At 64.5% G+C, this 21,655-nt stretch carries 19 protein-coding genes; 16 read left to right on the top strand and 3 right to left on the bottom strand.

Annotated features, from left to right (window positions below):
- Positions 1 to 191: 191 nt before the first annotated feature.
- From AC1PLU_RS13445 to AC1PLU_RS13380, 14 genes are all read left to right on the top strand, one after another.
- A complete protein-coding gene (locus AC1PLU_RS13445) occupies positions 192 to 629 on the top strand; it encodes a sugar 3,4-ketoisomerase (RefSeq protein WP_481106476.1) in 438 nt (145 codons plus the stop codon).
- Positions 626 to 1,297, top strand: coding sequence for an acetyltransferase (locus AC1PLU_RS13440; RefSeq protein WP_481106475.1), 672 nt, complete (start codon positions 626 to 628; stop codon positions 1,295 to 1,297). Before AC1PLU_RS13445 ends, AC1PLU_RS13440 begins: the two co-directional genes overlap by 4 nt.
- A gap of 3 nt (positions 1,298 to 1,300) precedes the next feature.
- Complete coding sequence (locus tag AC1PLU_RS13435; RefSeq protein ID WP_481106474.1) at positions 1,301 to 2,254, top strand: hypothetical protein; 954 nt, start codon at positions 1,301 to 1,303, stop codon at positions 2,252 to 2,254.
- Positions 2,241 to 3,173 (top strand): GNAT family N-acetyltransferase, encoded by a 933-nt coding sequence (locus tag AC1PLU_RS13430; protein ID WP_481106473.1) that lies wholly within the window; start codon positions 2,241 to 2,243, stop codon positions 3,171 to 3,173. The genes AC1PLU_RS13435 and AC1PLU_RS13430 overlap by 14 nt, the downstream gene beginning before the upstream one ends.
- Complete coding sequence (locus AC1PLU_RS13425; protein ID WP_481106472.1) at positions 3,173 to 4,285, top strand: DegT/DnrJ/EryC1/StrS family aminotransferase; 1,113 nt, start codon at positions 3,173 to 3,175, stop codon at positions 4,283 to 4,285. Before AC1PLU_RS13430 ends, AC1PLU_RS13425 begins: the two co-directional genes overlap by 1 nt.
- Positions 4,282 to 5,535 carry an O-antigen translocase gene (locus AC1PLU_RS13420; protein WP_481106471.1) on the top strand — a complete coding sequence of 418 codons (1,254 nt, stop codon included), beginning with the start codon at positions 4,282 to 4,284 and terminating at the stop codon, positions 5,533 to 5,535. Before AC1PLU_RS13425 ends, AC1PLU_RS13420 begins: the two co-directional genes overlap by 4 nt.
- Positions 5,532 to 6,482 carry a glycosyltransferase gene (locus tag AC1PLU_RS13415; RefSeq protein ID WP_481095243.1) on the top strand — a complete coding sequence of 317 codons (951 nt, stop codon included), beginning with the start codon at positions 5,532 to 5,534 and terminating at the stop codon, positions 6,480 to 6,482. Before AC1PLU_RS13420 ends, AC1PLU_RS13415 begins: the two co-directional genes overlap by 4 nt.
- Positions 6,479 to 7,612, top strand: a complete 1,134-nt coding sequence (locus AC1PLU_RS13410; RefSeq protein ID WP_481106470.1) for a hypothetical protein — start codon at positions 6,479 to 6,481, stop codon at positions 7,610 to 7,612. Before AC1PLU_RS13415 ends, AC1PLU_RS13410 begins: the two co-directional genes overlap by 4 nt.
- Before the next feature lie 46 nt (positions 7,613 to 7,658).
- A complete protein-coding gene (locus AC1PLU_RS13405) occupies positions 7,659 to 8,510 on the top strand; it encodes a Wzz/FepE/Etk N-terminal domain-containing protein (RefSeq protein WP_481106469.1) in 852 nt (283 codons plus the stop codon).
- 157 nt (positions 8,511 to 8,667) lie between these two features.
- The gene (locus AC1PLU_RS13400; protein WP_006452975.1) at positions 8,668 to 9,510 is read left to right on the top strand and encodes a class I SAM-dependent methyltransferase; all 843 of its coding nucleotides are present in this window, start codon (positions 8,668 to 8,670) and stop codon (positions 9,508 to 9,510) included.
- A 12-nt stretch (positions 9,511 to 9,522) separates the two neighbouring features.
- Entirely contained in the window at positions 9,523 to 10,743 is a 1,221-nt protein-coding gene (locus AC1PLU_RS13395) for an amidohydrolase family protein (protein WP_481106468.1), read from the top strand.
- On the top strand, positions 10,740 to 11,438 hold the full coding sequence (locus AC1PLU_RS13390; RefSeq protein ID WP_481106467.1) for a class I SAM-dependent methyltransferase: 699 nt from the start codon (positions 10,740 to 10,742) through the stop codon (positions 11,436 to 11,438). The genes AC1PLU_RS13395 and AC1PLU_RS13390 overlap by 4 nt, the downstream gene beginning before the upstream one ends.
- Positions 11,439 to 11,574: 136 nt before the next feature.
- Positions 11,575 to 12,705, top strand: a complete 1,131-nt coding sequence (locus AC1PLU_RS13385) for a glycosyltransferase family 4 protein (RefSeq protein WP_481108523.1) — start codon at positions 11,575 to 11,577, stop codon at positions 12,703 to 12,705.
- On the top strand, positions 12,702 to 13,814 hold the full coding sequence (locus AC1PLU_RS13380; RefSeq protein ID WP_481095237.1) for a glycosyltransferase family 4 protein: 1,113 nt from the start codon (positions 12,702 to 12,704) through the stop codon (positions 13,812 to 13,814). Before AC1PLU_RS13385 ends, AC1PLU_RS13380 begins: the two co-directional genes overlap by 4 nt.
- Positions 13,815 to 14,333: 519 nt before the next feature.
- On the opposite strand, the gene AC1PLU_RS13375 is transcribed toward AC1PLU_RS13380, so the two are convergent.
- Both AC1PLU_RS13375 and AC1PLU_RS13370 read right to left on the bottom strand, forming a co-directional pair.
- Entirely contained in the window at positions 14,334 to 15,548 is a 1,215-nt protein-coding gene (locus AC1PLU_RS13375; protein ID WP_481095236.1) for a nucleotidyltransferase family protein, read from the bottom strand.
- A gap of 57 nt (positions 15,549 to 15,605) precedes the next feature.
- Positions 15,606 to 17,159, bottom strand: a complete 1,554-nt coding sequence (locus tag AC1PLU_RS13370; protein ID WP_481095255.1) for a B12-binding domain-containing radical SAM protein — start codon at positions 17,157 to 17,159, stop codon at positions 15,606 to 15,608.
- Between the two features lie 154 nt (positions 17,160 to 17,313).
- Between AC1PLU_RS13370 and AC1PLU_RS13365 the strand changes: the two genes are divergently transcribed.
- Together AC1PLU_RS13365 and AC1PLU_RS13360 are read left to right on the top strand one after the other, a co-directional pair.
- A complete protein-coding gene (locus tag AC1PLU_RS13365; protein ID WP_481095235.1) occupies positions 17,314 to 18,375 on the top strand; it encodes a phosphoenolpyruvate carboxykinase (ATP) in 1,062 nt (353 codons plus the stop codon).
- An 84-nt stretch (positions 18,376 to 18,459) separates the two neighbouring features.
- Entirely contained in the window at positions 18,460 to 20,184 is a 1,725-nt protein-coding gene (locus tag AC1PLU_RS13360) for an ATP-binding cassette domain-containing protein (protein WP_481095234.1), read from the top strand.
- A 33-nt stretch (positions 20,185 to 20,217) separates the two neighbouring features.
- Here the strand turns inward: AC1PLU_RS13360 and AC1PLU_RS13355 are convergent, their stop codons facing one another.
- The gene (locus tag AC1PLU_RS13355) at positions 20,218 to 21,630 is read right to left on the bottom strand and encodes an MFS transporter (RefSeq protein ID WP_481095233.1); all 1,413 of its coding nucleotides are present in this window, start codon (positions 21,628 to 21,630) and stop codon (positions 20,218 to 20,220) included.
- Positions 21,631 to 21,655 lie beyond the last annotated feature (25 nt).

Raw genomic sequence — 21,655 nt, 5'->3', positions numbered from 1 at the left:
GATGCCGGTAAAAGGTTGCATTGCCCTGTGGGCATTACGCTGCAATCCGTGCATATCCACGTCTGCTGCGTCTGCAACTGCGCTTGCGCGCACATGGATTCGCAGTGCCGTGACGTGGTGCAACCTTTCGCGCATCCCGGTGCACTCAGGCATGTCGCACTACGTGCAGTCAGCGGTTACGCCCCCGAATCATGGCCATCGAACGCATCCAGTTGCACACCCACGGTGACGATCGCGGTCTGCTCATCTCGTTGGAGCAGCAGCGCAATGTCCCGTTCGAGATACGGCGCGTGTATTACCTGTTCGGCACCCGCGACGGCGTGCACCGCGGCCAGCATGCGCACCGCCAGCTCAATCAACTCGCCGTCGCCTTGCATGGCTCGGTGACGATTCTGCTGGACAGGGGCGATGGCACCGGCCAGGAAGAAGTGGTGCTGGACGACCCCTCGCAAGGCCTGCTGCTCGGGCGCATGGTGTGGCGCGATCTGTATCGCTTCAGCCCCGACTGCGTGTTGATGGTACTGGCTGACCAGTTCTACGACCCGGCCGATTACATTCTGGATTACGACGAATTCCTGAGCGAAGTGCGCGGCGAACATCGCCTGGACGCACGCAGGCTGGAAGCATGAACGTGCATAAGCCATTGGTGATCATCGGGGACGGCGAGTTTGCGCAGATCGCCTGCGAGTATTTCCAGCACGACAGCGATTACACCGTGGTCGCCTTCAGCGTGGAGCGCGACTTTCTGCTGCGGCCCACGCTGGCCGAGCTGCCGGTGGTGGCATTCGAAGAACTCGAACAGCGCTATCCACCTGAGCAGTACGAGGTTTTCGTGGCGATTCCGGCCACGCAGCTCAACCGCCTGCGCACACGTTTCTTCGAAGACATGGTGCGCCGCGGCTACCGCTGCGCCAGCTATGTCAGCTCGCGCGCGTTCGTCTGGCGCAATGCGCAGATCGGCGCCAACTGCTTCATCTTCGAAGGCAACGTCGTCCAGCCGTTCACCCGCATTGGCGACAACTGCGTGTTGTGGAGTGGCAACCATATCGGCCACCGCACGGTGGTGCAGGACAATGTGTTCATCGCCTCGCATGCGGTGATTTCCGGCTATTGCGAGATCGGGCGCGGCAGCTTCATCGGCGTCAATGCCACACTCAGCGACAAGGTGCGGATTGCCGCAGACAACATCATCGGCGCCGGCGCGCTGGTCACCCGGCATACCGAGGCCGAGCGCGTGTATGTGGGCTCGCCGGCGCGTGCGGTGGCCGGCAGATCCAGCTTCGACGTGGAGCTCTAACCCATGTTTGCCTGGACCAAGCGGGGCCTGGTGTTCGATGTCGCGCGCGATGGTGTGGGCGGCTGGATGCAGCATGCCGCACTGACGCCGACACCGTATCGGTTGTCTGCGCAGGTGCTACGCGTCTATGCAGGTTTTCGCGATGCGCAGGGTGTGAGCCGGATCGGCTATGTGGACGTGTGCGCCGATGCGCCGACCCAGATCGTCGGTGTCAGCAAACAGCCGGTGCTGGATATCGGCCGCGATGGCTGCTTCGACGATAACGGCATGATTCTGGGCGATGTGGTGGCCGGGCCGGATGGCCTGTATATGTTCTATGTCGGCTTCCAGCGTGTGGCCAAGGCCAAGTTCCTGGCCTTTACCGGGCTTGCGGTATCCATCGATGGTGGCGAAAGTTTTCAGCGCCGGCAGGACACGCCACTGCTGGATCGCGCCCCTGGTCGCAGCACGATTGCTGCGGTGCATTCGGCCCGCTATGAAGATGGCCGTTGGCGATTGTGGTACGCGGTGGGCGACGATTGGGAAACCATCGGCGGCCAGCCGTATCCGCGTTACCACATCCGTTACGCAGAGACCGACGATCTGCGCCACATCCCCAGCGACGACGTGGTGTGCCTGCGTCCGCGCGACGACGAATATCGCATCGGCCGCCCGCGCGTGTATCGCCTGGGCGATCGCTATCTGATGTATTTCACCCGCGGCGATACGCACGGCGGCTACTTCCCGGGCATCGCCTTCAGTAGCGATGGTGTGCAGTGGGAGCGCGACGACAGTCAGTTGGGGCTGCAGCTCTCCGACCACGGCTGGGATGCGCAGACCTTGTGCTACCCGGTGTTGATCCAGCAGCACGATCGCGTGCTGATGTTCTACAACGGCAACGCAATGGGGCAGGCCGGCTTCGGTCTGGCCGAGGCCGCGTTGCCGGTGGACCTGCAGGGGCGCCATGTTTTCGGTTAGGCCATATGCCGCCAGCGATGCGCCTGCGTGGGACACGTTGGTGGCGTCCTCGCGCAACGGCAACCTGTTGCATCGGCGTGGCTATATGGACTATCACGCCGACCGCTTCGTGGATGCGTCGTTACTGGTCGAACGTGGCGGCGAGGTGGTGGCGGTGTTTCCGGCAAGCGTGCACGGCGATTGCGTCAGCAGCCACGCCGGGTTGACCTATGCGGGCTTGTTGTCGTCGATGGCGTTGCGTGCGGGCGCTACATTGCAGGTGCTCGAGCAGATTGCCGCGCACTATCGCGCGCGCGCCGTGCGCCAGATCGTGTACAAGCCGGTGCCGCATGTGTTTCATGCGTATCCGGCCGAGGAGGATCTGTATGCCTTGCATCGGTTGGGCGCGCAGCTGTTCCGGCGCGACCTGTCGTCGGTGATCGCGCTGCGCGAGCCGTTCGCGTTCAGTGCCGAGCGTCGGCGTTCGCTGGTCAAGGCGCGCAAGGCCGGTGTGCAGATCCAGACCGGCACGCAGCTGGAGGCGTTTCATGCCTTGCTGACCCAGGTGTTGCAACGGCACGGTGTGGCGCCGACCCATCGGCTGGACGAATTGCAGCTGCTGCACAGCCGGTTTCCGCAGCAGATCGTGCTGCACGAAGCGCGCGCTGAGGGGCAGCTGGTGGCCGCCGCACTGGTGTTGGATTTCGGTCGCAGCGTGCACACCCAGTATCTGGCGGTGTCCGAACGCGGTCGCCAGCTGGATGCGCTGAGCCTGCTGCTGGCCGAGCTGATCACTGAGGTGTACGCGCAGCGCCATTACTTCAGCTTCGGTATCTCCACCGAGCAGGGCGGGCAGGTGCTCAACGATGGCTTGGTCGAACAAAAGGAGCGCTTCGGCGCGCGTGCCGTGGTGCAGGATTTCTATCGGTGGACGTTGTAATGGATGTGCCTTTTCTGGATTTGCGTGCAGTCAATGCGCGCTACGCGGATGAATTGAAAGCTGCTGCCGCGCGGGTGATCGATGCCGGCTGGTATGTGCTCGGGCAGGAGCTGGCCGCGTTCGAAGAAGAATTCGCCAGCTACTGCGGCGCCGCGCATGCGGTGGGCGTGGGCAACGGGCTGGATGCGTTGTCGCTGATCCTGCGCGGCTATCGCGAGCTGGGGGTATTGCGCGAGGGCGACGAGATCATCGTGCCTGCCAACACCTTCATCGCGAGCTTTCTGGCGATCAGCCAGAACCAGTTGGTGCTGGTGCCGGTGGAGCCGGATCCGCTGACTTTCAACATGGACCCGGCCAGTGTGGAGAAGGCGATCGGCCCACGCACGCGCGCCATCATGGCGGTGCATCTGTATGGGCAGCTGGCCGACATGGCCGCGTTGCAAACGCTTGCCCATCGCTACGGGCTGCTGCTAATCGAAGATGCCGCGCAAGCGCATGGCGCGCGCGCACACGGGCGGCGTGCCGGTGCCTTCGGCGATGCGGCGGCGTTCAGTTTTTTTCCGACCAAGAACCTGGGCGCACTCGGCGATGGTGGTGCGGTGGTGACCTCGGATCCGCGCCTGGCCGAGCGCATTCGCGCGCTGCGCAATTACGGCTCGGAAGTGAAATATCACCACACCTGCCAGGGCGTGAATTCGCGGCTGGATGAAATGCAGGCGGCGTTCTTGCGGGTCAAACTGGGGTATCTGGAGGATGAGATCGCGCGTCGGCGCGCGGTGGCGCAGCATTATCTGCAAGGCATCGATAACCCGTTGATCACGTTGCCTACGGTGGTCGCTGAGGAACAGCACGTCTGGCATCTGTTCGTGGTGCGCAGTCCGCAGCGCGCTGCCTTGCAGGCGCATTTGCTGCGGCTGGGTATCCACACCCAGATCCATTACCCGGTGCCGCCGCATCGGCAGCCGGCCTATACCACGCTGGGCGATGCCTGCCTGCCGGTGAGCGAGGGCCTGCATCGTGAAGTGTTGAGTCTGCCGATGGGCCCGGCACTGGATGACGCGTCGGTGGAACGTGTGATTGCCGCATGCCAATCGTTCGGCAGCCCTGCATGAATCTGATGCACAGCAGCGTGTACACCGGCGTTGCGACGCTGGCCAAGCTGCTGGCTGCGCTGGTGGTGGTGAAGTTGGTAGCCGTCTATGCCGGCCCGCAGGGTGTCGGCCGCTTGGGCCAGTTTCTCAATCTGATGTCGGTGCTGGCGGTGTTGGCGGGCGGCGGTATCAGCGCCGGCATCGTCAAGTACGTGGCCGAGTATCGCAACGACGCACCGGCACTGGCACGCTTGCTCAGCGCGGCGCTCTGGTACGCCTTCTGTGCGGCTTGCGTCATGGCGGTGTTGGCGGTGCTGTTCAGTGGCGTGATCGCCGAGCGCCTGTTGGGCGATGCAGCGTATCGGCCGCTGATCTGCGTGCTGGCGATCGCGCAGCTGGGCATTGCCCTGGTCAATTACATCCTGGCGGTGATCAACGGTTTCATGGATGTTCGCCGTCTGGCATTTGTGCAGGTGAGCGGCGCGGTGGTGAGCGTTGCGCTGGTGGCGTGGCTGTCCAGCCTGGCGCAGCTGCAGGGCGCATTGCTGGCACTGGTGCTGGGCCAGGTGCTGTGGTTGTTGGCCGGCGTGCCGGCACTGCGACGCAGCCCGTATTTCCAACGCGAGATGCTGCGCCTGCGTTTCGATGCGCCGATGACGCGCAAGCTGGCCGCGTTCTCGGTGATGACGCTGACCGCCACGCTGGTGCCCCAGTTGGTGGCCATTGTGGTGCGCGATCATCTGGCGTTGCAGTTCGGATGGCAGCAGGTGGGTTATTGGCAGGCCGTCAGCCGGGTGTCGGATGCCTATCTGCTGTTCTTCACCACCGCCATCAACGTGTATTACCTGCCCAAGCTGGCCTCCCTGCACGATCGTGCGGCGCTCGGGCGCGAGCTGCGGGCCGCGTATCGTTATGTGATGCCGGCGGTGATCGCGATGGCGCTAGGCGTGTACATGCTCCGCGATTGGGTCACCTGGCTGCTGTTCGATGCGCGATTCGCTGCAGCAGCACCGCTTTATGGTCCGCAGTTGCTGGGCGATGTGATCAAGATTGCCGCGTTCGTGCTGTCGTACGTGATGCTGGCCAAGGCGATGACACGGCTGTTCGTGATTTCCGAATGCGTGTTCGCCGCCAGCTATCTGGCGCTGGTGTATCTGTTCACGGCGCAGTTCGGGCTGATCGGGGCGATGTATGCCGTTGTCGCCAACTACGTGGTGTATCTGCTGTTCAATATCGTGGTGGTGCGTCGCTATCTGGTGCAGGCCGCATGAGCGATCAAACCCAACCGAGCGGGCGAGCGAGCTGGCCACTGGTGTCGGTGCTGATTCCGGCCTATAACCACGCGCGTTTCGTGCAACGGTGCCTGGATAGCGTGTTGGAAGACCCGTACCCGTGCAAGGAGATCGTCATCATCGACGACGGCTCCAGCGACGCCACGGGCGAAAAGATCGCGCAGTGGATTGCCACCCATGGTCATCGGCTGCCGGTGCAGTTCGTGCAACGTGACAATCGGGGTGTGGCGGCCACGCTCAACGAGCTGGCCTTGCGTGCGCGTGGCGACTACCTGCGTCTTGGCGCGAGCGACGATTATCTGTTGGCCGGCGGGTTGGATGCGCAGGTGCGTTACTTACGTGCGCATCCGCAAAAACTGGCGGTGATCGGCGACGCCTGCGTGGTCGATCAGCATGGAAGACTGCTGCACGGCAGCGCCATGCGCGACCTGCATCGGGTGGATACCGGTATGTACCGCTCAGAGCCGGGCATCCGCCGCGCGGTGATCCAGCAGTGGGCGGTCAGTGGTGCGGTGGCGTTGCTGCGTCGCAGTGCCTTTGATGCGCGCGCCGGGTGGGACGAATCGCTGCGGATCGAGGACTGGGATTTTTTCCTGCGCCTGGCCGCGCGCAACGCGCTTGGTTTCGTCGACGTGCCGGTCTGTGCGTACCGTTTGCATGGCAACAACCTCAGCAAGACCGCAAACGTGCGTGCGCGGATTGCCAACTTGAGCGAGTCGCGTCAAGTGGCGTTGCGTTGTGCGGAGTTGTTCGATGAGCCCGAGCGCACCTTGCTGCGGGCGCAATCGCGTTACATCGCGGCCAAGGTGGCATTTCTGCAGCGCCGGCCGCACAGGGTGATCGGGCATCTGCTCGCCTATGCCTGGTTGTCGTTGCCGGCCAGATGGCGGCCCAGGCATGCGCGTAGCGCGGTGGAGCCGGCATGAACACGCTGTTGCGCCGGCCTGCGACGTATCTGGCACTGCCGATGCTGCTCAGCTGCGCGCTGACGTTGCTGACCTACACGCTGCCCGGGGACTATCTGGACGGCATCGCGTTGCTGGCGGTCGCTGCCGCTGCAACGTTTGTGCTGGATGCGTTGCTACGCACGCAGCTGCCTGCCGTGGAGCGCTTTCGCAACTATCGCTACGCCGGCACGCGTGATGCCTTCGTGGTGATGACGCTGGCGGCAGTGGTGACGGTGTTCTGCATCGTGGATGTGGCGTTGTTTCCGATTCCTTTGTTCAGCGATCCGTCCTCGTACGCCACCTTGAGCCCCTTGCGCTCGCATGTGCGGCACATCTCCAACATGTGCTGGATCCTGCCGCCGATCGCGCTGCTGTGCGTGCGCCACCGCGGGCTGCGTGCGGCGATTGTGACGCTGGGGTTCGTATTCCCGATCGTGGTGATCGACCGCAACCGCATCTTTGCCGGACTGTTTTCGTTCGTGCTGGTGATGCTGTTGCGCCGCGATCCTGCGCGCCGCCTGCCGTGGAAGACCATTGGCCTGCTCGTGCTGGCTGGGGGCGGGGTGTTTTCGATCCTGGGCGCACTGCGTTCCGGCTCGTTGGCCACGGTCGCCTTGCCGTTCAGTGCGTTGTATCGCGCGATGCCGCAGGGCGTGCAGTGGCTGCTGCTGTACATCAGCGCCGGGCCGTACAACTTCGGCGCGATCCTGGCCAAGGGCTACGTCAACGCCAGTTTTCTGGTCAATCAACTGGTGCCGTTCAGTGGTTCGATCGCCACCGCCGGCACCAGCATTCCGCTGGATGCGCCCAATATCAATGTGGGAACGGAATTCTTTCCGTTCCTGATGGCCTGGGGCGCGCCGGGCGCCGTGATTGCACTGCTGGCGTTATATGCCGGCCTGGTGTGGAGCGTGCGCCTGCTCAGCAGCTCGCTGTCGATCTTTCATGTGCTGATCTTCCTGCGCCTCGCCTATGCCTGCCTGATGTCGCCGTTCGCGCCGCAGGCATTCACCTGGACCAACTTCGGCTTCATCGCGCTGTGTCTGGTGTTGCATGCCTGCACCGTGTTGCTGCCCAGCCGCAATGCGGCATCTAGCGCTGCTGCGTAGTGCGCGGCAATTTCGTTTTTTCACCACGTTCCAGAGCCGGTGCACCATGAATCAACACGACGATATCTACCTGATCGACCTGTGGCACATCCTGCGCCGCGAATGGCGCTGGGCGCTGGCCGCGCTGGTGGTGGTGCTTGGCCTGACGTTTGCCTTCACCCGGTTGGCCAAACCGCAGTGGGAGGCCACCGCCTGGATCCAGGTCGGCGAAATCGGCCCCACACCGGCCGGGCGCGACCCCAAGGTCGAGCCGTTCCAACGCGTGATCGATCGCATGAAGACGCGGCTGTTTCAGGATGCGGTGCTGCGCAAGGCTGGCGTGTCGCTCAACAGCCGCGCTGCGCAGTTGTATCGCGGCAGTCTCAAGCCCGATCCGGACCCGTACGCGAATCTGATCGGCGTGACCATTCGTGCCCAATCGTCCGCGCAGGCACGCCGCCTTGCGATGGCCACCGTGACCGAGCTGCAGACGCTGCACGGCCAGACCAATGCGGTGGCGCTTGAGCTCGCACGCACGCGCCTGCAAGGGTTGAATGAAGACCTGCGCGCGGCGCTTGTCAACCGAGCGCAACTGCAACAGCAAGTGCAGGCCGGGCAGGGCGGTGCTGCGGCCACGCCGGCGCAGCTGGTTGCCGGTGTATTGCTGACCGACAGCAACACCACCATCCGCGCGTTGAAAGCCGAGCGCGACGATCTCATCGCCCGCCTTACCACGCGCTACACGTATCAGACCTCGTTGGCGTGGCCGCTGTATGTGCCCGATCGCCAGGCGTTTCCGAATGCGATCACCGCCTGGGCTGCCGGTTTGCTCGCTGGCGCCGGGTTGGGCGTGCTGGCGGCGGTGTTACGCAATGCCTGGCGGCGTCGCAGGGGTGCGGCCGGGCATTCCGTCGCCTGATGTAAACGGCAACGCGTTACTGGTGGGACATCGCTTATCAGGCTGCAACCAAAGCCGCTGCGCGGGGCACTCACGGGTCAATCAAGCGATACCGCGGTGGCGGTGTCGCGTCTGGAGAGTGTCGTGAGAACAACTGGTCTGGTGTGGGAGGCTGCGCATGTCGGTGGTCAATGAGCATGCGGCGCGTGGCGGCACGGTGGCCCCGGAGCGCTTGCTTGAGACGCAACGCGCGTTCGATAGCGTGGCTCCCGACTACGATGGCCCGCGCGGCAACAATGCGCTGATCCAGCGCATGCGCACCACGCTGTGGGACACGGTTGCGGCCGAGCTGCCGGTGGGGTCGCGGCTGGTGGATCTGGGCTGCGGCACCGGTCTGGATGCCGGCGAGTTCGCACGCCGCGGTTACAGTGTGCTGGCTACCGACTGGTCGCCGGCGATGGTCGAACGCACCCGCCATCGCGCTGCCACGCAAGGTCTTGAAGCACGGTTGACCGCCGCCCACGTCGGCATCCAGCAGCTCGATCAGCTGGACGGCACCTTCGATGGCATGTACTCCAACTTCGGCCCGCTCAACTGCGCTCCCGACCTGCCGGCAGTGGCTGCCGAGTGCGCACGTCTGCTGCGCGCCGATGGCTGCCTGGTGTTCTCGGTGATCGGGCGCATCTGCCCGTGGGAAATCGGTCATTACACGCTGCGCGGGCGCTTCAAGCGCGCAGCGGTGCGTGCCGCGCGCGGGGTCACCGCGGTGGGCATGAACGGCCACACCATCTGGACCTGGTACCACCTGCCGCGCGAGTTCTACCGCGCCTTCAACAAGCACTTCGTGCTGGACAGCTATCGCGCCTTGAGCCTGTTCCTGCCGCCGCCGTATCTGGTGGATTTTTGCGAACGGCATCCGCGTCTGTCCGAGCGCCTGGGCCGGTGCGACGACCGCTTGGGCGGGCTGCCGCTGCTGCGCGACATGGGCGACCACTTCCTGATCGTGATGCGCAAGCGCTGAGTGGAGACGCCGATGTCCATGGCCGATATCTGTTTGCAGGGCGCACGCGCGATCACCCTGGCCGGTCCTTCGCGCGCTGCAGTGACGATGTGCGCGGGCCGCTTCGGCGGCACGCTCGGCACCGGCAGCCTGCGGCTGGATTTGCAGGGCCATGTGCTGGCGCCGGGCTTGATCAACGCGCACGATCATCTGCAGGTCAACTGCGTGCCGCCGCTGTCGCAAGGCGCACCGTTCGCCAACAGCTACGCATGGATCGAGGCGTTTCAGGCGCATTTTCAGCATCCCGATGTGGCGGCTGCGTTGCGCGTGCCCAAGGCGGTGCGCTTGCGCCACGGCGGTTTGAAGAATCTACTGGCCGGCGTCACCTGCGTGGCGCAGCACGACCCTTGGCACGCCACCTTGGACGAGGCGAACTTTCCGGTCGGCCTGCTGCGCGAGTTCGGTTGGAGCTACGCGCTGGGCTGGACAGGCTACGGACCGCCGGTGCAAGGCAGCTTTGCCGCGACCTCGCCCGAACATCCGTGGATGATCCACCTGGCCGAAGGCACCGACGCAGTGGCGGCTGCCGAACTCGACGAGCTGGATCGGCTCGGCTGCCTGGCCTCCAATAGCGTGCTGATCCACGGCGTGGGCATGGGCGAATGCGATATCGATCGGGTGATCGCACGCGGCGCGGCGGTGGTGTGGTGTCCTTCGAGCAATCTCGCGCTGCTGGGCCGCACGCTCGATCCGTGGCGCTTGTGCATGGCCGGGCTGCTGGCATTGGGCAACGATTCGCGCATCAGCGGTGCGCGCGATCTGCTGGAAGAACTGCGCATCGCCGCCGACAGCGGGCTCGCACCGGATCTATTGCTCGGCATGGTCACCCAGCAATCTGCGCGCATCCTGCGCATGCAAGCGCGCGGGTGCATCGCCCCAGGCGCAGCCGCAGATCTGCTGATCGTGCGCGATCGCGGTGGCGATCCTGCCACCAGCGTCATCGGCTGCCAACGGAGTGAACTGCGCGCAGTGATACGCGATGGCGCCCCGCGCATCGCCGACCCGGATTTCGCCAACTGGTTCGAGGCGGCCGGCATCCAGACCGTGCCGGTGTTGCTGGACGGTCGCCCCAAACTGCTCGATGCCAGGCTGGCCGACCCGGCAGTGCTGGCACTCGAACCCGGCCTGCAGCGTGTGCCGCACGCAGCGCACAAGCCATCCATCGCGATGGCAGCCAACGGTGCTGTGTCATGAGCGCTGCGCCGACACTTGAGCCGGCAGCGGCGTATGCGTTGTGGGCGCAGGCGTATCCGCCGCATGCACATAACCCGGTGATGCTGGCCGAAGAACGCGCCATGCTCGCGCTGATGCCCGGCGCCCTGCAGGGCCAACATGTGCTGGATGCCGGCTGCGGCAGTGGTCGCTACATGCTGCATGCATTACAGCGTGGCGCGCTGCATGTCACCGGTGTGGATCTGTCGCCGCAGATGCTGCAACGCGCCGCCAGCGAGCTCGCCCGCGACTGGCCAGCGGCACGCGTGAGTCTGCAACAAGGCAGTCTCGATAAACTGCCCTTTCCCGACGCACTTGCCGACCTCAGCGTCTGCGGTCTGGTGGTCGGGCATCTGCAGCAGCTGTGGCCTGCGCTGGAAGAACTGCATCGCGTCACCCGCGTGGGCGGGATCGTGCTGTGCAGCGATGTGCATCCGATCGGCCATGCGCTGGGCTGGCGACGCGATTTCAAGGCCGACGGCCGGCAGTACGCAGTGCGGCATACGCAACATCTCTACAGCCATTGGCATACGGCATGCGCATCGCTGGGCCTGGCGATCGAAGCGGTGGCCGAACCGATGCTGGACCCGGCCGATATTCCACCCGGTGCACGTTTCGACCAGGCGGCATTGCAGGTGCCGGTTGCCTTGGTGATGCGTCTGCGGCGCATCGCGTGAGTGTTGTGGTGTTCATGGCGATTCCAAATGGCAGCGCATGCACGGCCTGCAAGCACTACGACCCGAGCCGCTTACGTTGCGCGCAAGCGCGCGTCATTGGCGTTGCAGAACGTGCATGCCAGTCGATGTCTGCGCCATGACCCTGCATGTGGCGCAACTCAATCTGCTGCCAACGCCCGACGGCCTGAGCGTTGAACAGGTCTTCGCGCAATGGCCATCGCTGGCCGACATCGCCGAGGCGGTGACCAGCGCAGGGGTGCGGGTGACAGTGATCCAGGCCTCGGCACTGAACACTCGACTCACACGCCAGGGTGTGGACTACCGTTTCGTCGATCTGGACGCGCGTGGTAGCAAGCAGCGTGCGCACGTTCTCGCCGCGATGCTGCGCCAGATCGACGCAGACGTGATCCACGTGCACGGGCTGGAATTCGCCGGCGACGCGCGGCGGCTTGGGCGCCTGCTGCCGCAGAGTCCCATCCTGCTGCAGGACCATGCCAATCGCCCGCCACGCTGGTGGCGCCGGATCGTGTGGCGTGCACGCTATGCGGCGGCTGCCGGGATTGCGTTCACCTCGCTGGAACTGGCACAACCATTTCTGCATGCGAGCCTGTTTCGATCCAGCACGCAGCTATTCGAGATTCCCGAATCGAGCAGCCGCTTCTTGCCGGGCGATCGCTTGCAGGCACGCGAGCACACGCGTCTGCATGGCGACCCATGCGTGTTGTGGGTCGGCCATCTGAGTGCGGCCAAGGATCCGTTATGCGTACTCGATGCCGTCGCGTTGGCGGCGCGCGTGTTGCCCGGGCTGCGGCTGTGGTGCGTATTCGACCAGGCGCCGTTGATGGAACAGGTACAGCAGCGCCTGCGCGACGATCCGCAGCTGGCGCGCTGTGTGCAGCTACTGGGCAAGGTGCCGCATGCACGCGTGGAGACCCTGTTGCGCGCCTGCGATCTGTTCGTCTCGGCCAGCCATGCGGAAAGTTGCGGTTATGCCGCAGTGGAAGCGTATGCCTGCGGCAGCTTGCCGCTATTGACCGATATCCCTGCTTTCCGCGCGCTCAGCGATGCCGGTGCGGTGGGCGAGTTGTATCCCGTGGGCGATGCCTCGGCCTTGGCGGAACTGCTATTGCGTGTCTCCCGGCAGCGACCCAATCGCACACAGATACGTGCGCATTTCGATGCACGGCTCTCCTTCGCCGCCGTGGGGCAGCGCTGGGTCAACGCCTACACCCAATTACTGGCCGCCGCACCGGGACGCACAGCATGAAACTGGCCTTGGTGGTACCGGGCGGTGTGGACCGCAGCGGCGAAGTCCGCGTGATTCCCGTGTTCCTGACCCTGATCGAATGGCTGGCGCGCCATCATCAGGTGCATGTCTTCGTGCTGCATCAGGAGCCGATGCCGGGCACCTGGACATTGCGCGGCGCCACCGTGCACAACATCGGCGCGCAGCGTACCCGTCTACGCGCGATCGCCGCTATTCGTGACGAACATCGGCGCGCACCGTTCGATGTCATCCAGGCGATCTTTTCCGGCTACTGCAGCTTGATCGCCGTTGCGGCGGCAAAACTACTGCGTCGCCCAAGCATGGTGCATATCGCCGGTGGCGAGCTGGTCGCACTGCATGCCATCGGCTACGGCGGCCGGCGTAAGTGGCGCGGGCGTCTGCGCGAAGCGGTGATCCTGCGCCTGGCCGACTGCGTCACCGCCGCCAGCGCGCCCATCGTCGATTCGCTGCAAGCACTCGGCATCCGCGCGCAGCGGGTGCCCTTGGGCGTGGATCTGCGTGCCTGGCCAGCGGCCGCACCACGCGCGCGCACTGGCGCAATTGCACGTTTGCTGCACGTGGCCAGCCTCAACCCTGTCAAGGACCAGACCACGTTGTTGCGGGCGATGGCGGCGCTCAAACGCGCCGATGTCGCCTTTACCCTCGACATGGTCGGCGTCGATACCCTGGATGGCGCCATGCATCGCCTGGTGCAGCAGCTGGGCCTGAGCGAGCAGGTGCGTTTCTTGGGTTTCAAGACCCAGCGCGAGTTGCGCCCGATCATGCAATCAGCCGATCTGCTGGTGTTGTCGTCCTTGCACGAGGCCGGGCCGTTGGTGCTGCTGGAAGCTGCGGTGGCAGGTGTTCCCACAGTGGGGACGGCCGTCGGGCATCTGGTCGAGTGGGCACCGGTCTGCGCACTGGCAGTGCCGCCGGGTGATTGGGCCGCGCTGGCAGAAGCCGTCCGTCAGGTGGTGGCCGACGACGAACTGCGCTTGCGTCTGGCCTGGGCGGCGCAGTGCCGTGCGGTACGCGAAGACGCGGCATCGACCACGCGTCTGTTCGAAAAGCTCTACCGCCAACTATGCGAGAAGCGCCCGCTGCACTAGGTACCTGGGCACGGAGTAGGCAATAGACTGCGGGCTTGCGCAAACCACTTTCAGATCAGCCAACAAAACGCAAAGAGCGGTCGCCTGGCGGTGAGCGCATGGGTTTTGTTGGCTTTCTCTTGTTGGATGCAGTCAGAAGCCCAGCTCAAACGCTGAGTCGGTCGAGGGCGCGATGCCCTCACCGCTCGCGGGACACGCCGCAAGTACGTCCATGTAGGCTCGGTGGCGGCATCCATGCCGCCACACGGTCCCGCAATCGGTGAGGGCACCGCACCAGACAGTTTGCTGGTTGCTTGAAAACATGCACACCGACCATCTTGATTGGTCCTTGCCCGCCCACCATCGCGGGACCTTACGCGGCATGGATGCCGCGTAAGAGCCTACACGGACGTACTTGCGGCGTGTCCCGCGATGGTGGGCGGGCAAGGGCCCTGCAACCAGGCCGCAGATCAACCGCTCTGCAGCCAAGCCGCCCTGCAGCAAACCTACGTAAAGTGGTTTTGTCAGTCGCTCCTACCTTCAAACTGGCTGCAAATACCCATCCAATGCCGCACGCACCACATACAACATGTCGGTGCGCGGTACTGGTCGCGTAAGCCGCGTCATCAATCGGCGTGCCTGGGTCTGCCGTACCCATGGTTGCCCTTGAAGCCACAGCTGTGTCTGCAACATGTCCGCACGTTCCTTGCGGCTTTCGGCCGACGGCGCAACGCGGTTGTGCAGATACTGCCGCGCTTCGCTCAGCGACCGCGACCATTCGATGCCGGGCAGTGCCGGCAACCACAGGTTGGAGCACGAGGCGGTGGTCAAGGTCTGGCGGGCCGCACGCATACGCAACAACCGCGGGCAATCGGCCTGCAGGCGCGCCATCACCGCCGCCGGCACCACGCTGCGGTAGTAGCGTTGCAGCAGCAGCAGCGGCGGCAATGCCCACCACGGCGACACGCTCGTCTCTTCCCACAATTGGTCCCAATCGCGCTGCCCCATGCGCGTGGCCAGCAACGCAAGATCGTGCAGATGCATCAGCCGGATGCTGCGATGGCAGATGCCACCGGCCGCGTGCAGCAGCAGATGGCACATCAATGCGCCGACGGACGGATAGGGATTCAAGCCTGGCTGCGGGCGCTCCGGCAGGATGCGTGATGTGATGTCCACGCTGTGCACCGGCAAGCGTTCCTGGATGCGCGTATGCAGCTCGATATTGATCGGCGCATCGCGATGCTCGCCCAGTCCCGCGACCGCTTCGCCTTGGATCGGCTTGAAGACCTGATGCTTCCATTGTTCGAACGAGGCCACGTAACCGAGTCCGCACAACAGTGCTGCTGCAGCTGGTGCGTCTCCCGGCTCCACCAGTAGATCGATATCGGCCATCGGCCGATCGCCCGGCAGGTACACGCCAAGCCGATGCAGTGCGGTTCCCTTCAGACCGACCAGCGCGATGCCTGCAGCACGCGCCGCAGCATCGATGTGCGTCAGCAATAGGGCGATGCGCCGATGCCGATCTTCGACATGGCGGCGTTGCTCGCTCAGAAACGTCGTCCATTCGGCGTTCTGCCATAGCGAGCGACGCTGCAGCAGCGGTGATACGCCATGCGCTGCCGCCGCTGCGGCTGCCAGCTGCCATTGCAACCGATCCCACTGCGGCGCCACTTCCCCCGGCTGCGCCAATTCCTGCGCCAGCCGTTCGGTGGCCGTGCGCAGGCCGTGCTTGATGGTGCGAAGGGAAGGCTGCATGCGAAGGTGATCCGGTAAGGCGAGGTGATGTGCGAGAAGATCGAGAGGCGTTGCGCGCTAGCCGACCAGCACGGTTGCCAGCTGCCGCGGTTGACCTGCGGCAACGCTGACCAGCGGTTCGGTGCGATGCTGTTTTTCCGAGGCGATCAGTTCGGACCAGCGTGCTTCCAGGCGATCGGATGCCTGCGCAAACGCATCGGCACTCATCGTTGCGCACGCCTGTTGCAGATCCACTTGCGTATGCAGCAGATCGCGCACGCTGCGATAGAACTCCGAGCCGTAGGCGCCACGGAACATCATCGCCAGGTCGTCGCTGTCCTGCCAATGGGTCTTGCCGCCCAACTGGTTTTTCACTTCTTCGTAGAACTTGGTGCCGGGCAGGGGATAGGAGACGCTGACGCCGATGATGTCCGGGTTGGCCTGCGTCACCAGGGCGCGCGTGGCCAGGATGTCGTCGAGTTCCTCGCCCAGATACCCGAGTTGAATGAAGAAACCCACGCGAATGCCGCGCGCACCCAGGCGTTGGCGTGCGGCGATCACCTCGCCAACCGTGGTTCCCTTGGTCATCTTGTCGAGGATGCGCTGGCTGCCGCTTTCCGCACCCAGCCATGCCTCTGCGCAGCCGGCGCGCGCCAGTGCCGCGGCCATGCGCTCGCTGGCCAGATCGGCGCGGGTCTGGATGGTGAACGGAATCGCGCCATCGGCATCGGTCAAACGCTGCGCAAAGGTTTCCACCCAATCGATATGGAAGCCGAAGATGTCATCGGCCATCCAGATATGATCGGGTTGAAAACTGCGCTTGAGGTGGATCATTTCCGCAGCCACATCTTCGGCATCGCGGCGCTTGTAGTGGTTGCCCCAGATCGGCTTGGCGCACCAGTTGCAGCGGAACGGGCAACCACGCGAAGCGGCCATGTTCAAGCTGAAGTAGCCGTGCCGTTGCTGCCAGAAACGCTGGTAACGCGGCATGTCGACCAGGTCCCATGCCGGTAGGCCGCTCAGGCGTGCGTCCGGCGGTTGTGCGCCACGATGCACGTGTGCCTCAGCAGAGGGGCTGGTGGCGATACGTGCAACGCCCGCGAGCCAGGTACCCGTGTCGATGGTGGGATCTGCTTCGACGCGCGCCACCAGTTCCAGCAGCGGTGCGATGCCTTCGCCGATCAGTACCGCATGCGCGCCAGCGGCCAGAAACACATCCGGGTTGTCGGAGGCATCCGATCCGGCCACCAGCACGCGGCAACCGGCCGCACGCGCCTGCGCAATCATCTGGCAGGCAGCCTCGCGCATGCGGCTCAGGCACATCTTGGTGAGGAAGTTGAAGTTGTCCTCGTAGAACACCACCAGGTCCGGCTGCGCGGCGTGCAAGGCGCCGGTGTAGTCCTGCACATCCTCGGCCAGCATCGCGTCGAACAGGCTCAAGGTGTGGCCACGCTCGCGCAGCAACGCTGCGACCTGCAGTGTTGCCAACGGTGGATACGGCTTGCCGCGCTCCCATTGCTTTGGGTCGTAACGCAGAAAATACGAATGACTGACCTGGATCTTTAGCATCTGCACAAGGCTCTCGTTCTGTTGCCAGGTACGCGCAGCAATGGCGTGCGCAGACACCGGCATTCGGCTCGGCAGTAGGTGCGCACGCAGATGCGTTTGGTTGCGCCGCTGCGATGCACACTGTGCAAAGCGTTGTGCATCTTCATCGATGGCAGCGATGCAACCTTTCAGCAACGGATCGGCACCCACCGGCTGATTGATGCAATGGATGGAAGGCATGCCGCACTCGGCCGCGTTGGCGGAACTCCTGCCAGTGAGCGATACCGCACGCTTGGCGGCGCCCGGCAATGCGCTATCGCCTGCAGACCCGTTCGGCGAGCGCAGTGCGCGTCGCTTCGTCGTGCGCCGGCAGATTCTCGGCGCGCTGTTTCATTTCCAGAGCGACAGCGAGGCGTTGCTGGCGTTGGTGGATGCCGCCTATGCAGGCTTGCCCGCGCATCGCCTGCCGGCTGCGCCGGAATTCCATATCACGCTGGATCTGGTGCCGCGTGGCCAGGCGCCATCGAGCGCAGAACCGCCACCGGTGCGCACGCACGCAAGCGGTGGCTTGCTGTGCGGCGTCATGGATGCCTGCAATTACCTGATGCTGTCGGTGCCCGAGCGTCGCGCCATGCTGGTGGTCTCCGAGGACATGCTCACCCACGCCTATCACGTGCGTTATGAGCTGATCGAATTTGCGGTGTTCCTGCTCGCCGCGCGTGGCATGGCGTTGGTGCCGCTGCATGGTGCCTGCGTGGGCCGGCACGGACGCAGCGTGTTGCTGCTCGGCGCCAGCGGCGCGGGCAAGTCGACGCTGGCGCTGCACAGCTTGCTGCATGGGCTGGACTTCATTGCCGAAGACGGCGTGTTCGTTGCGCCGGAAAGTTTGCTGACCACCGGCGTTGCCAACTTCCTGCATCTGCGCTCGGACGCGCTTGGCTTGGTCGATGCAGACACTCGCGCGTGGATCAGCGCATCGCCGACCATCCGTCGCCGCAGTGGTGTGGAGAAGTTCGAGATCGATATCCGCCATGGCCGTGCACAGCTGGCGCGCACGCCCTTGCAGCTGTGCGCTGTGGTGATGCTGTCCGGCACACCTGCCAGCACGTCGGCGCAGCGTCTGCTGCCAACGCCGGCCGAGCAGATTGCCGAGTGTCTGGCGCGCGATCAACCTTACGCCGCCGGTCAACCGGGGTGGCAGCGCTTTGTCGAACAGGTGCAGCGCGTGGGCATGTTCACGCTGCGGCGCGGCGCGCATCCACAGGCATCGGTGGATGCACTGCTGCAGTTGCTGCGATGAGGGCGCAGATGCCGGTGCGTTGTGGTGTGATCCATACGCCTGCCAGCGTGCCGAAGCGCCTCTCGCACGACATGCATCACTGAGATGCAGACCTCCATCCCCCGCGATCGTAGGCGTGCCAGCTTGCGCACGTTCGTCGGCACGCTGGTGCCTGCAGACCTGCCAACCATTGCGCTCTATGTCGCCCTGTCGCTGGCGGCTGCATTGGCCGGCAGCATCGTGGCGGTCTGCTTGGTCCCCTTGGTGCAGCCTGGCCATGGCGTGCAGTTGGCCGGCTATCGGCTGGCGTTGCCTGATGGTCTGGCGATGCAGGCGGCGCTGTTTGCCGGCGTCAGCCTGGTATTTGCCGCACTGCGATGGCATAGCGCGCGGCTGGCCGCACGGCTGACCAGCCGCTACGCAATCGGGCTGCGCCGCCGCGTGCATGCCGCACTGATCGACGCACCGCTGCCAGCCTTGTCCGGTGCCAGTTCGGCAGAAATCGCCAACGTGCTCACCTACAACATCGAAATCGCCACACAAGGTTTCAGCGCGGTGCTGCAGCTATTGGTGGCCGGCATGACGGCGCTGGTGAGCATCTGCATTGCCGTGCTGATCGCACCCGCGTTAGTGATGGCGATGCCGTTGCTGCTCGCCCTGGCCTGGTTGGGCTTGCGCATCTCCAGCAGCGACAGGCAGGCACGCATCAGCCGCGACTACGTGGCCGATATGACGCAGTTGTTCTGGTTGAGCGAAGACTTCCCGCGTCGCCTGCGGCATGTGCGCTCGTTCCAGCGCGAAGATGTCGAAAGCCGCCATTACGAGCGCATTTCCACGCGGCTGGGGCAGGGCTATGCACAACAGCAGGAGCTGGTGGCGGGTAGCCGCTTGGTGCTCGAACTCACTGCCGTGGCCGCGATCGCCGGCATTCTGGTGCTGGCCAATCTCTGGCAGGGCGCCGACCGCGCCGCGCTGATCACCGTCAGCCTGCTGCTCGGGCGCTTGCTGCCGTATCTGGTCACCACGCGGCAAAGCGTGCAGCAACTGCGCTCGGCCTGGCCGGCGCTGCAGTTGTGGCGGCGCTATGTGGAACTCGGTACCACGCGTGCGCAGGCATCGGCCGAGACGGCAGTGCCATTGCCGGCAGCGCTGCATATCGAACACATCGGCCTGGCACCGCCGCTGCCCAGGCTCGATCTGGGTCCGATGATTCTGCTGCCGGGCGAAATGACCTTGGTCGTCGGGCCGTCCGGTATCGGCAAGAGCAGTCTGATGGATGTGCTTTCCGGGCAAACCCCGCCCGCACAGTTCACCGCGCATATGGCCGGACGCCGGCTGGATTTCGGCGCGTATCGCGCATTGGTTCGGCATAGCGCCTACATCGGCCAGGGCGTGCGGCCATGGCAGCGCAGCGTGCGCAATTGTCTGGACTGGGCGCTGCCCGGCACAGCGGATGCACGCATGTGGGAGGTGTTGGGCGATGTCGGCTTGAGCGCGCGCCTACAGCGCGACGGGCAAGGTCTGGACACGCCGATCAACGGCCCGGAGGGACGCCTGTCCGGTGGCGAATCGCAGCGCTTGTTGTTGGCGCAAGTGCTGTTGCGCAAACCGACCTTGGCGGTGCTGGACGAAGCCACCAGTGCGCTGGACGCGGATGCCGAACATCAGGTGTTATGCATGTTGCGGCAGCGTCTGCCGCAGACGGTATTGGTGGTGGTCTCGCACCGCACCAGCTTGGCGGCGGTGGCAGATCGCACGGTTGCGCTCGGCGTCGTGCTTGCTGCGCAGGCAGCTGCCAAAGTCGATGCAGTTGCGAGCTCGCGCGCGTAATCGCTGCGCAGTTCAATTGCGTCGGCACCGGGATTAACCGGCAATTTCTTCCAGCGCACGATTGCGCGTACGCGGCCCGAACAGCGCAATCACGCTCGCCACGATCGACATGCTGATGACGATAAACGCCAGCACGCCATGGCTGCCGACCTGGGCAAGCAGCCAACCGATCAGCACGCTGCTCACGGCGGTGGAAAGACGGCTGAAGGAATAACAGAACCCTACTGCACGCGCGCGCAATTCGGTGGGGAACAGCTCGGCCTGGTAGCCGTGATAAGCGAAGCTCATCCAGGCATTGCAGAACGCAATCATCGCCCCGCACACCACCATGCCGGTCGCCTGATGCTGCTGCGAAAACAGCACGCCAAACAGCACCGCGCCCAACGCCGATGCGGTGATCTGCCACTTGTTTTCCCAGCGCTGCGCAAACCGCAACAACAGCAGCGGTGCCAACGGGTAGGCCAGCGAGATCGCAAAGGAATAGCCCAGGCTCTTGGTCACGCCGGTGCCTTGCGCCGAGATCAGTGCCGGCAGCCAATTGCCGAAACCGAAGAAGCCGATCGCCTGAAAGATATGGAACACCACCAGCATGCCGATGCGCCCGCGATAGGGCGCTCGCCATAACAGCGATGCCTGCGTGTCGCTGTGTGCCAACGGCACCGCCACCTGCTGCGGCATGGCCAATGGCGCGCCCAGATCGCGTTCGCAGCGCGCCTCCAGTTGGATCAGCACCGCGTCCGCTTCGGCATGGCGTCCTTGCGCCGCCAACCAACGTGCCGATTCCGGCAAACGGCTGCGCAGCCACCAGATCGCCAGCGCAAACACGCCACTCAGCAATACCACCCAACGCCAGCCGCTCACCCCTAGCGGTGCATGCGGCACCAGCAGCCAGGCGGTCAGCGCCACTGCCGGCACCGCCAGAAACTGCACGAAGAACGCAAACGCAAATGCGGCGCTACGCATATGCCGCGGCACCAATTCGGACAGGTAGGTGTCGATAGTGACCAGCTCGATGCCTAACCCGATCCCCACCACAAAGCGCAGCACGATGACGCCGGTGGCAGTGCTTTGCAGGCCCATCGCCATAGTGGCAGCGGTGTACCAGATCAACGCGAACGTAAAGACCAGCCTGCGCCCAAAACGATCGGCAAACGGACTCAGCAATGCGGCGCCGACAAACAGCCCCAGAAAGGTCGCCGCCGCAAACGCGGCCTGGTCGGACATGCCGAACACACCATCCGCACCGCTGGCGAAAATGCCATCGCGGATCAGCCCGGGGCTGATGTACGCGGTCTGGAAAAGATCGTACAACTCGAAAAATCCGCCCAGCGCGAGCAAGCCGACCAGCCGCCACAGCGTGGCACTGGCCGGCAGCCGATCGATGCGCGCCGCGATCTGCGCAGCGCCGGAAGCAGGGTCAAGCGGAGCGGTCAAAGCCATTGTCATGCAGCGCGGTCAGTTCGGCATTCAT

The organism is Xanthomonas sp. NCPPB 2933 (genome assembly GCF_056725225.1).
Note: the sequence above shows the minus strand (reverse complement) of the source record. Positions and strands in the feature narration are given on the sequence as shown.

What these genes read in the sequence shown, in the direction of transcription:
- AC1PLU_RS13445 (WP_481106476.1), top strand. Translation starts at nt 192, where the DNA reads ATGGCCATCGAACGCATCCAGTTGCACACCCACGGTGACGATCGCGGT.
- AC1PLU_RS13440 (WP_481106475.1), top strand. Translation starts at nt 626, where the DNA reads ATGAACGTGCATAAGCCATTGGTGATCATCGGGGACGGCGAGTTTGCG.
- AC1PLU_RS13435 (WP_481106474.1), top strand. Translation starts at nt 1,301, where the DNA reads ATGTTTGCCTGGACCAAGCGGGGCCTGGTGTTCGATGTCGCGCGCGAT.
- AC1PLU_RS13430 (WP_481106473.1), top strand. Translation starts at nt 2,241, where the DNA reads ATGTTTTCGGTTAGGCCATATGCCGCCAGCGATGCGCCTGCGTGGGAC.
- AC1PLU_RS13425 (WP_481106472.1), top strand. Translation starts at nt 3,173, where the DNA reads ATGGATGTGCCTTTTCTGGATTTGCGTGCAGTCAATGCGCGCTACGCG.
- AC1PLU_RS13420 (WP_481106471.1), top strand. Translation starts at nt 4,282, where the DNA reads ATGAATCTGATGCACAGCAGCGTGTACACCGGCGTTGCGACGCTGGCC.
- AC1PLU_RS13415 (WP_481095243.1), top strand. Translation starts at nt 5,532, where the DNA reads ATGAGCGATCAAACCCAACCGAGCGGGCGAGCGAGCTGGCCACTGGTG.
- AC1PLU_RS13410 (WP_481106470.1), top strand. Translation starts at nt 6,479, where the DNA reads ATGAACACGCTGTTGCGCCGGCCTGCGACGTATCTGGCACTGCCGATG.
- AC1PLU_RS13405 (WP_481106469.1), top strand. Translation starts at nt 7,659, where the DNA reads ATGAATCAACACGACGATATCTACCTGATCGACCTGTGGCACATCCTG.
- AC1PLU_RS13400 (WP_006452975.1), top strand. Translation starts at nt 8,668, where the DNA reads ATGTCGGTGGTCAATGAGCATGCGGCGCGTGGCGGCACGGTGGCCCCG.
- AC1PLU_RS13395 (WP_481106468.1), top strand. Translation starts at nt 9,523, where the DNA reads ATGTCCATGGCCGATATCTGTTTGCAGGGCGCACGCGCGATCACCCTG.
- AC1PLU_RS13390 (WP_481106467.1), top strand. Translation starts at nt 10,740, where the DNA reads ATGAGCGCTGCGCCGACACTTGAGCCGGCAGCGGCGTATGCGTTGTGG.
- AC1PLU_RS13385 (WP_481108523.1), top strand. Translation starts at nt 11,575, where the DNA reads ATGACCCTGCATGTGGCGCAACTCAATCTGCTGCCAACGCCCGACGGC.
- AC1PLU_RS13380 (WP_481095237.1), top strand. Translation starts at nt 12,702, where the DNA reads ATGAAACTGGCCTTGGTGGTACCGGGCGGTGTGGACCGCAGCGGCGAA.
- AC1PLU_RS13375 (WP_481095236.1), bottom strand. Translation starts at nt 15,548, where the DNA reads ATGCAGCCTTCCCTTCGCACCATCAAGCACGGCCTGCGCACGGCCACC.
- AC1PLU_RS13370 (WP_481095255.1), bottom strand. Translation starts at nt 17,159, where the DNA reads ATGCCGGTGTCTGCGCACGCCATTGCTGCGCGTACCTGGCAACAGAAC.
- AC1PLU_RS13365 (WP_481095235.1), top strand. Translation starts at nt 17,314, where the DNA reads ATGCCGCACTCGGCCGCGTTGGCGGAACTCCTGCCAGTGAGCGATACC.
- AC1PLU_RS13360 (WP_481095234.1), top strand. Translation starts at nt 18,460, where the DNA reads ATGCAGACCTCCATCCCCCGCGATCGTAGGCGTGCCAGCTTGCGCACG.
- AC1PLU_RS13355 (WP_481095233.1), bottom strand. Translation starts at nt 21,630, where the DNA reads ATGACAATGGCTTTGACCGCTCCGCTTGACCCTGCTTCCGGCGCTGCG.